The organism is Marinagarivorans sp. (assembly GCF_982758155.1).
This window is the reverse complement of record NZ_CEXWTU010000202.1, coordinates 1-9,170: the sequence shown is the minus strand read 5'-3', so window position 1 is coordinate 9,170 and position 9,170 is coordinate 1. Positions and strand designations below refer to the sequence as shown.

Below are 9,170 nucleotides of genomic sequence, written 5' to 3'. Positions count from 1 at the left end.
GCAAGCGTGCACCCAGGAATTCAAAAACGGGAAGTTATTTCATGCACGCCCCTTATAGCACATGCTAGCCAGGATTTTTTATGGGGGGATAGAAACTAAAATGGCGCATCGCGTAAGAAACACGATGCGCCATTAGGGGCGAGGCAATAATAGTTTATCCAATTAGGCGAAGAGGGCCTGCAGGGAAGCAGGTTATTAGGATAACGCATGGAGCAGTTATCGAGGCATGTAACGCTTTGAGCAACGAAGGTAAGGATGTCGATATCAAGCATTAGTGGATGAAATATTGTTTCCTTGTCCCTTATCTAACAATTAGCGATATTCAATTAAACCGGCGTCACCCACAACACACCAACTTCAGCTTTAATCACTTCCACCTCTATACCGGCGGAAATTTCAGCTTCACTTTTCAACTTCCATTGAATCCCGGAAAAGGTATAGCGTGTGGCGCCACTTTTATTCACAACGTCAGGGGTAACAAAGCGATGGCCTTCATAATCACTCTTAACTTGTTTATCTTCTGTTTTACCCTGTAGGCGCAGTAACGGGCGCCATAGCACACCCGCTAACACCGTAGACAATATCGCATTGGATAGCAATATAACGGGCCATGTTGCCGGCATTATACCCATCCAACAAACAGCACCCGTAATAACCAGCGATACGCCGACAAAGAATAAGATAAACGTCGTAAAGCCCAATACAGCCACCTCGATAGCCAGCAGGATAATACCTGCCGTAATCATAAGCTGTGGTATGTATTCGCCAAGCGATTCCATTACACTTTACCTCCACCGTTTAATGCATTAATTATACTGGTAGCCTGAGCAACGATACTTGAAGCCTCTGTACTGCTATCGGGTAACAGCACTATGCTCGACTCTTTCGCAATCGCGCGCTTAGCCTCTATCGCTTTAGTTGCCAAATCTAGCTGCACCGCTTTTTGCCCTTCATCCGTTGCTGCAGCATGCCCAACCACTTGCAAGGCTTGCGCTTGTGCATCGGCAACCGTTTTAATGGCTTCGGCCTCACCTTCGGCGGCAAGCACCTGCTCGGTACGCTCGGCTTCGGCAGCGAGTACACGCGACTGTTTTTCACCTTCGGCAATGTTAATCGCCGCTTGACGCTCGCCTTCGGACTCTAGAATTTTGGCACGTCGCTCACGCTCAGCACGCATTTGTGATTCCATCGCATGCATAATAGAAGCTGGCGGTACGATATCTTTAATTTCGTAGCGTAAAACGGCAACACCCCAAGTTTCAGCAGCATCATTAATAGCAGCAACGATTTGAGCATTTAAAGCATCTCGGTCCTCGAAAGTTTTGTCCAACTCAATTTTACCTAGCTCCGACCTCATCGTCGTTTGCGCTAATTGCGTAACTGCAAAGGTGTAATCTTCGACGCCGTAAGTCGCCTTGTACGGATCCAAAACTCGGAAATACAGCACTCCATCAACCGTTAACGAAATATTATCCTTGGTAATTGCCCCTTGACTGGGAATGTCGTAAGCCTGCTCTTTAAGCGAACGATCCGCTGCAACCTTATCGATAAATGGGAAAATGAAGTTCAAACCAGCTTCTTTAGACGATTGAAATTTACCAAAACGCTCAACGATCCAAGCACGGTTTTGCGGTACAAATTTAATAGAGGATTTTAAAACAACAATAATAAAAACAAAAAATGCAAACTGAAACGTTAACAAATAATCAAAAATTATATTCATAGCTCAATCCTTAGTGAATGGAGGCGCACTGCATAGTGTAGTGCTGCCGCGATATTACATGTAATGCCGGCAAATAAGCAAGGGAAACCTCGCGACAACTACCTATTCACTTTTACCTACTCACTTTGGCACCCCTGCGCCTGCAACCTATCGTATACCCGCTTCAGCAAGCTGGTCTCGGGGTTTAGCGTATCGCCGGTCAGCTCGAACAACATGGCGCCCGCATAGCCTTCTCGCTGGATTAAACGCGCCTTTTTGGCGGTGAGTGCTGGGGTTTCGAAGTAGAGATTGTTTTCACGGCCCCTCTCAAGCAGTTCACTCGCATTATCACCCGGAGAGACCTGCTTGATAATATCGCGATAAGCCCAATGCTTTATCGATTCATTGCCCCCATTTTTAAATTCAATACCATAGGTTGGCAAACCCACTATAAGCTTCTCTTTTGAAAACCCCTGCGACTGAGCAAAAGCCAATGCGCGCTTAAATGTGGAATAATCCGAATGATGGCCAATAGGAGATTCAGACCAAGCACCGGTAAAATCGTAAGCCATAAGGTTGACGTAATCGACAGATTGCTCAATTTCCGATAAGTACTGCAAGCCAACCCACTCACCCACAAAAACATCAACGGTTAATAATTTTTCTGCAGGCAATTTTTCCCGCAATGCTTTAAGTAAATTAACCAAGCGCCGGCTTTCGATAGGATCATTACCGCCCTTCCCTTCCTCATTTTGATACGTCCAATACTCCCAATCAATATCAACGCCGTCTAGTCCATAGCGATTAACATAATTAACAATATTGGTAATAAAGGCCTGTTGCGTTGCTTTATTTTTCGTTAAAGCCAAAAAACCTTTACCAGCCTCGCCATTACCACCGACAGAAATAATTACTTTTTTATTATGGGCATGCGCTAGTGTTAATAATTCAGGAAGCAACGCATCTGCATCCACAGTATTCAAGCCGCCATCATCTAAAGGATAAATGGCAACAACACCTAAATGGGTCAAATAATCCCATCGAATATCTTTAGGGCTAAAATTTTCTACTGGCCAAGTCGGATATGCCGCAATAATTGGCTTGCAGCGTGTATCGCGGCTGCAACCCGTTAATGCAACCATCAACAAAACCGACAAAAAAATCCCTAACTTTAACCTATTGGATTCACATATTAAGTGCAACAGCTTCATATATTTCCTTCACTCATTATCATTGTATGCAGGGTACACCCCTCAACCAATGATGATACCACCGTCATATTACCGACATAAAACTATCACCTAATTGCCCTAAAACATTCAACCAGTTGTCACATATTATCTCTACCCTAACGTTGCATTATGTTTTGAGCTCAGGAGCTTTTAGAGTGGTATTTATAGCTTTGAACGGAGATTTTTTTGGATTGATACTAGTCACTCTAGGTGAGATCCATAAAAATTGAGTACGACGCTAGAAATGCTGCTACAGAAGCAGCGAAGCGATACTGTGCCAAAAGTTAATGCAACGTTAGGGTCTAGCCTGCGTGACCACAAGCTTGGTTTGGCCTCAAGCCTAAGGCCAGCTTGTTCAAATCCATATTTGAAGTGATTTTCAGACATCCATAAATTAGGTGATACATGATGAAACGCAAAACGCTCAGCGTACTTATTGCTGCCGCAATATCTACAGCCACCTTGAGCCTAATAGGCTGCAGTGATGGTGATGACGGAGTACAAGGTAAAGTCGGCGAACAGGGTAGCTCTGGAGCAGCAGGCGCCGTAGGAACAATCGGCGAGCAAGGTGATACAGGTGTTTCTGGAGCAAGCTTAATTCGCTTAGCGAGTGCGCCGTTAGGCGCTGAATTCACCGGTATGTACCTCAATAACGACGGTACATTTTTCTTGAATGTCCAACACCCAAACTCAGCTAACGACACATTAGATAAAGACGGAATGGTATTCTCAAAAGGCACTGTCGGTGTGGTCGTTGGTGCCGACTTTAACAATTTAGGTCAGGTAGCCGAACTACCAGCACCTATTCTAGAAAGCGAAAAAGAAGTAGTAAACACCGCTATTGGACACTACCAAGTACTTACTCAGCAAGATGTAGCGCTAGCCGACAATAATACTATGGGCGATATTGTTTCTGCAGATGGTATGACAGTGCTTAAAAACTCAAACGACCCAGACTTTAACGGCGTTATTTCTGATGGCAGCACGGGCTATTACGTGTTCACAAACTGGGAAGACCGCCCCGGTGGCATGAGCCGTATTCACGTCGATAACTTAGATGCTTCCGGCTATCAATCGGTGACTCAAGAAGGCATGTTAGATTTCTCTAGTGTTAATGGCACATGGGTAAACTGCTTTGGCAGTGTTAGCCCGTGGAATACACCACTAACCGCAGAGGAGCTATATTTTGATAACACCCCTGATTGGTTTGATGCTGACAACAGCAACGCTGCATCTGTTAGCCGCTACTTAAGTTTACCCGTGGATGGCTCCGGAGCTTGGGCCAACCCATATGACTATGGTTACATCGTAGAAATAGGTACGAACAACACAGCTACCGCATCAACCGTTGCCAATATCGAAATGGAAAAGCGTTTTGCCATGGGCCGTTTTTCCCATGAAAACCCGGTAGTTATGCCCGATCAAAAAACCGTATTTTTAAGTGATGATGGTGGCGGTGTTGTATTCTTTAAATTTGTCGCCGATACCGCAGGTGACTTAAGTGCAGGCACTTTGTACGCGGCTAAAGTCACTCAAACCAGCGGTGTTAATGACCCAGCCGAAGCTGCGTTTGCGATTGAGTGGATAGAGCTAGCGCACGGTAGCGATGCAGAGCTTGTAACCGTTGTACGCTCTTATGATGGCACCCTAGCCGAAGCTAAGCACATAACTGAAGTCGAAATTAATGCCTGGGCTGAAGCCAAAACCGGTACCGATTTAGACACCGACGGTAGCGTTGCTACAAGCCCATTTAGTGACGACCGCCCTGCATTTTTAGAATCGCGTAAAGCGGCAATTGCCTTAGGCGCAACCGGTGAATTTAATAAAATGGAAGGCGTAAATATCAATTACGGGCTTGCCAGTAACTGGTGGAATAACGGTACTGCCGATGGTGCACAAGCTTATATGTATATGGCAATGTCATCATACACTGGCGCCATGGCAGACGACGAAGGCAGCATTCAACTGGACGGCACTCACGGTAACTGCGGTTTGGTTTATCGTATGAAACTGGTCAAGAACAATGAAGGTACTATAGACGCCACCCATATGATTCCTGCGATTGTTGGTGGCCCCTACTACCCAGATCGCAGTACTAATCGTTGTAATATCAACAATATCTCCAACCCGGACAACCTCGTTATTTTAAATGATGGCCGCGTATTAATCGGTGAAGATACCGGCAACCATCAAAACAATATGGTATGGGTATTTGACGACCCCGCCATTTAAACCTAACCCCTGACAATTCTTCTTTATACCTCTAAAGCCAGATGACTTAGATCACCTGTCTTTAGAGGTTTTTGTATTTTTTGCTATTTCAACGGTACCACCATGAGAATGTCTTTTATTATTAGCGCCTGCTTATTGTTTTCCGCCTGTAATGGCGACACTCCGATTATTGAAGAAGGTAATAACACACAGCAAGAAATCCCACAAAAAGAACTGCTTACACCCAATAACATTCGACCCAACCCCAGCCAAACAATACACAACCCCGAAGCCGTAATACCCCCACAGTGCTATACCAAGCACGAAGAAAATTTTAACCCGTGCATTACCTGTCATCAGAGCTATGCCTTTGGTTCCCGTCCTAATGCAATGAATGATTTAGGCCTTCAAATGGAGTACGCATTTTCAGAGACAGGACTGATTAATCACTGGGAAAATTTATTTGAAGATCGTAGTGAGCGCATTGCTCAAATCAGTGACAGCGACATTCTTAATTACATTAATACAGACAACTATTCGCCGTTTATAAGCCAACTTAAACGAATGGATGACTGGCAAGGACCGATTCCAGAACTGACAAACCTCGCCTTAGGTAAAGACGCTTTTGATGACCAAGGCTTTGCCAAAGATGATAGCCACTGGGTAGCGTTTAATTACAAACCACTACCCAGTACCTTTTGGCCCACAAACGGTTCCACCGATGACGTAATGATTCGCCTACCAAAAGCTTTTCGCACATCGAACTGCAGTGAAGCCAGTATTGAAGAGTCTCAAAATTATTCACGCAATGCCTATCAAGCCAACCTCGCCATTGTCGAAATGGCTATTAAAGATTTAAGTCAGCTATCGACCCCAAGCATTAACGAAAAAACATTGTGTCAAGATCTTAATAGCAACGGCATTTTAGAAGATTCTGTTCGTGAGATATTACGCCCTTTAAACTATGTCGGCGCCGCAAATAATATTTCGGTAAAAACCATGCTATATCCAAAAGACACTGAGTTTTTACACACAGTGCGCTACGTTGGCGTATCCAACAATGGTGACATTATCGTGCCCCCCAGAATGAAAGAAGTACGTTACATGCGTAAACACGTATTTTTATCTTCCGCCAGTTTGTTATCCGCCTACGGAAATGAGCAACAAGAAAAAATAGACGGGCAGCTGCCTAAGTACGAATACCGCGAAGATAGAGGAATGAGTAACAATTTTGGTTGGACATTACTTGGGTTTATTGAGGATAAAAATGGACAACTACGCACGCAGGACTCCGAAGAAACACTTTTTTGCATGGGCTGCCACAGTACGATTGGAACCACCATTGACCAAACATTTTCTTTCTCTCGCAAAGTGACTGGGGAGAATGGCTGGGGATATATAAATTTAAAAGGGATGGCAGATGTGCCCACGTTAGGCCGAGATATCGGTGAAATTGCACATTATTTAGAAACCGTTGGCGGCGGCAATGAATTCCGGCAAAACGACGAAATGACAGAGAAATGGTTTAATCCAGATGGAAGTTTAAACTCAGACAAACTTGCAGACTCAGATGTTTATACACTAATTACTCCATCACCAGAACGCGCTTTAGCCTTAAATAAAGCCTATTTAACCATAGTGCAAGATCAAGATTACATTTACGGGCGCGATGCTAATCTTACCCCCGCTGTGAATGTACACCGAAGTATAAATGAGCATACGCCAACGCTAGCTCCCAATAAAGTACAAGCATGGGATATACGACTCGACTGGTGAAGCGAGAAATAGTTAAAAAAGCATCACATTAAGTGCATTTAAGGGGCGAGGAAACAATATTTCATCCACTAATGCTTGATCTCGACATCCTTACCTTCGTTGCTTAAAGCGTTACATGCCCCGGCATGCGCCGCTTTAAACGCCTCGATAAGAAAGCCGATCTCTTCGCCTAATTGGATAAACTATTATTGCCTCGTCCCTAAAGTGAGTTCAACATTTTTTTCTTCAGCGCATGGCAACTTTTTTCTCAGTGTCTAAACTCTAATACACTTGATTAAACACTGCTGACACACCTCGCTCAGCAGTACCTAACCTTCGCTGGAGATCTCGATGCTTTCACTGATGAATACGCCCCCCAACAACAAAAGGAAAGGCCTTATCGCTATTGCAGCTTTAAGCTTAGCCCTTACTGGCTGTAAGGACGATGATGAAGATTCAAGCAGCTCATCTACTGTGAGCTCTGCTATGAGTTCTGCTATGAGCTCTACTATGAGCAGCGCTTTATCAAGTGCTCAGTCCTCCGAAATGGCAAGCTCTTCAGTCGCAATGAGTAGCTCCGAAGCAGTTTCGAGCAGTAGCGCCGCGGCAGAATCTAGCAGCGCCATGTCAATGTCTTCTGCAGCCAATGCTTGCGCTACGGTTGAAAACAACCTTGCTGTAAATGGCGGCGCAGAGGACGGGTTATCCCCTTGGGGCGCTCAAGGCGCTACGGCAGAACAAAGTGATGCCGAAGCACATTGCGGCTCATTCAGTATTCTTGTCAGTGGCCGTACAGCCAATTGGAATGCCCCATTGATTAACTTGAGTAATCTCGCCACCGGCGAAACCTACTCTTTCGAAGTTTGGGTAAAAATGGCCGCAGGCGAAAGCACCGAGACGGTTAGCCTTACGGTTAATTACACCGATGATGACGGCAACGCCAACTACACCGGGGTCGATAGTACAAGTGCTACTGCCGATGACTGGGTAAAACTTAGCGGCTCCTATGTGCATACTCCCACTGGCACCTCTACTGGCGTTTATGCTTATATAGAATCGCCTAGCGTCACTGCATCCTACTATGTTGATGACATGGTTATTTTAGGTACAGCCGGTGACGACTCACTCGTTTACCCTGAACCCGATCCAACAGCAACAGGTGGGCTAGCCGCAGGGGAAGCGAAATTCCTCGGAAATATTATTGCCAACTCTATTCCTGCCAGCTATGGCAGCTATTGGAACCAAGTAACACCCGAAAACGCCGGCAAATGGGATGCCGTAGAAGGCAGCCGCGACTTCATGAACTGGGGCAACCTAGATAGAGCCTACGCTTACGCCAAAGTGAATGGCATGCCATTTAAAGGACACACCTTTGTTTGGGGTAGCCAAGAGCCAAGCTGGATTGGTGGCCTTACAGAAGCCGAACAATTAGCTGAAGTCGAAGAATTTATTCAAGCTTACTGTGAGCGCTACGACGCCCCCGCTGAGAATGGTTTCAAACACATGATCGACGTTGTTAACGAACCCACAAATGCGCCCGCGTCCTATCGCAATGCCATCGGTGGTGCCGGTACCACGGGTTGGGATTGGGTAATCTGGAGCTACGAAAAAGCCAGGGAGTACTGCCCTAATGCCACGCTGTTAATCAATGATTACAACATTATTAACGATGCTATAAATGGCTCCAACACTAACTCTACAGATTATGTAACCATTATTGGCTTACTCAACGACCGCAACTTAATTGACGGGATTGGCTTCCAAACCCATGCATTCAGCATTAATGGACTAGATTCTTGGAATAGTATTTCAGCCGCACAAATTGTTACCGAACTTGATCGTTTCAGTGTCTTTAATGTACCGCTGTATATTTCTGAATTGGATATTGATGATACCGGCATGGATCAATGTGCACGCTACAAAGCTTTATTTCCAACGATGTGGGAACACCCCAGCGTTCAAGGCATTACGCTTTGGGGCTACATCGAAGGGCAAACGTGGCGCAACACTGAACGCTCAGGTATTGTCACCGCCGATGGCACCGAAAAAGCGGCTATGCTTTGGTTGCGTGAATACTTTAACGGTAACGGGGCTGCCGCCTGCGGTACAGACACCTAACCGCTATTACGCACCTTTTCGTAGGCTTACTGAGGTAGGCCTATGAAAACTGAAAACCTCAAAGCCACCGCATAGTCGGTGGTTTTTTTATGTGTCATTAGGGACGAGGAAACAATATTTCATCCACTAATGCTCGATCTCGACATCCTTAC

At 45.4% G+C, this 9,170-nt stretch carries 6 protein-coding genes; 3 read left to right on the top strand and 3 right to left on the bottom strand.

Annotated elements, in window-relative coordinates; all coding sequences use genetic code 11:
• Positions 1 to 326: 326 nt before the first annotated feature.
• From AC3A8L_RS17015 to AC3A8L_RS17005, 3 genes are all read right to left on the bottom strand, one after another.
• Positions 327 to 779 (bottom strand): NfeD family protein, encoded by a 453-nt coding sequence (locus tag AC3A8L_RS17015; RefSeq protein ID WP_487963470.1) that lies wholly within the window; start codon positions 777 to 779, stop codon positions 327 to 329.
• Positions 779 to 1,723, bottom strand: a complete 945-nt coding sequence (locus tag AC3A8L_RS17010; protein WP_487963469.1) for an SPFH domain-containing protein — start codon at positions 1,721 to 1,723, stop codon at positions 779 to 781. The genes AC3A8L_RS17015 and AC3A8L_RS17010 overlap by 1 nt, the downstream gene beginning before the upstream one ends.
• Before the next feature lie 116 nt (positions 1,724 to 1,839).
• Positions 1,840 to 2,859 (bottom strand): glycosyl hydrolase family 18 protein, encoded by a 1,020-nt coding sequence (locus tag AC3A8L_RS17005; RefSeq protein WP_487963468.1) that lies wholly within the window; start codon positions 2,857 to 2,859, stop codon positions 1,840 to 1,842.
• A 480-nt stretch (positions 2,860 to 3,339) separates the two neighbouring features.
• On the opposite strand from AC3A8L_RS17005, the gene AC3A8L_RS17000 reads away from it, so the two are divergent.
• The 3 genes from AC3A8L_RS17000 (at position 3,340) to AC3A8L_RS16990 (ending at position 9,018) form a co-directional block, all read left to right on the top strand.
• Complete coding sequence (locus AC3A8L_RS17000; RefSeq protein ID WP_487963467.1) at positions 3,340 to 5,166, top strand: alkaline phosphatase PhoX; 1,827 nt, start codon at positions 3,340 to 3,342, stop codon at positions 5,164 to 5,166.
• A gap of 102 nt (positions 5,167 to 5,268) precedes the next feature.
• The gene (locus AC3A8L_RS16995; protein ID WP_487963466.1) at positions 5,269 to 6,921 is read left to right on the top strand and encodes a hypothetical protein; all 1,653 of its coding nucleotides are present in this window, start codon (positions 5,269 to 5,271) and stop codon (positions 6,919 to 6,921) included.
• A 330-nt stretch (positions 6,922 to 7,251) separates the two neighbouring features.
• Positions 7,252 to 9,018, top strand: coding sequence for an endo-1,4-beta-xylanase (locus AC3A8L_RS16990; protein ID WP_487963465.1), 1,767 nt, complete (start codon positions 7,252 to 7,254; stop codon positions 9,016 to 9,018).
• The last annotated feature ends 152 nt before the right edge of the window (positions 9,019 to 9,170 follow it).

Excerpts from the sequence above, each read along its gene's own strand:
- AC3A8L_RS16990 (WP_487963465.1), top strand. The coding sequence starts at position 7,252 with ATGCTTTCACTGATGAATACGCCCCCCAACAACAAAAGGAAAGGCCTT.
- AC3A8L_RS17010 (WP_487963469.1), bottom strand. The coding sequence starts at position 1,723 with ATGAATATAATTTTTGATTATTTGTTAACGTTTCAGTTTGCATTTTTT.
- AC3A8L_RS17000 (WP_487963467.1), top strand. The coding sequence starts at position 3,340 with ATGATGAAACGCAAAACGCTCAGCGTACTTATTGCTGCCGCAATATCT.
- AC3A8L_RS16995 (WP_487963466.1), top strand. The coding sequence starts at position 5,269 with ATGAGAATGTCTTTTATTATTAGCGCCTGCTTATTGTTTTCCGCCTGT.
- AC3A8L_RS17015 (WP_487963470.1), bottom strand. The coding sequence starts at position 779 with ATGGAATCGCTTGGCGAATACATACCACAGCTTATGATTACGGCAGGT.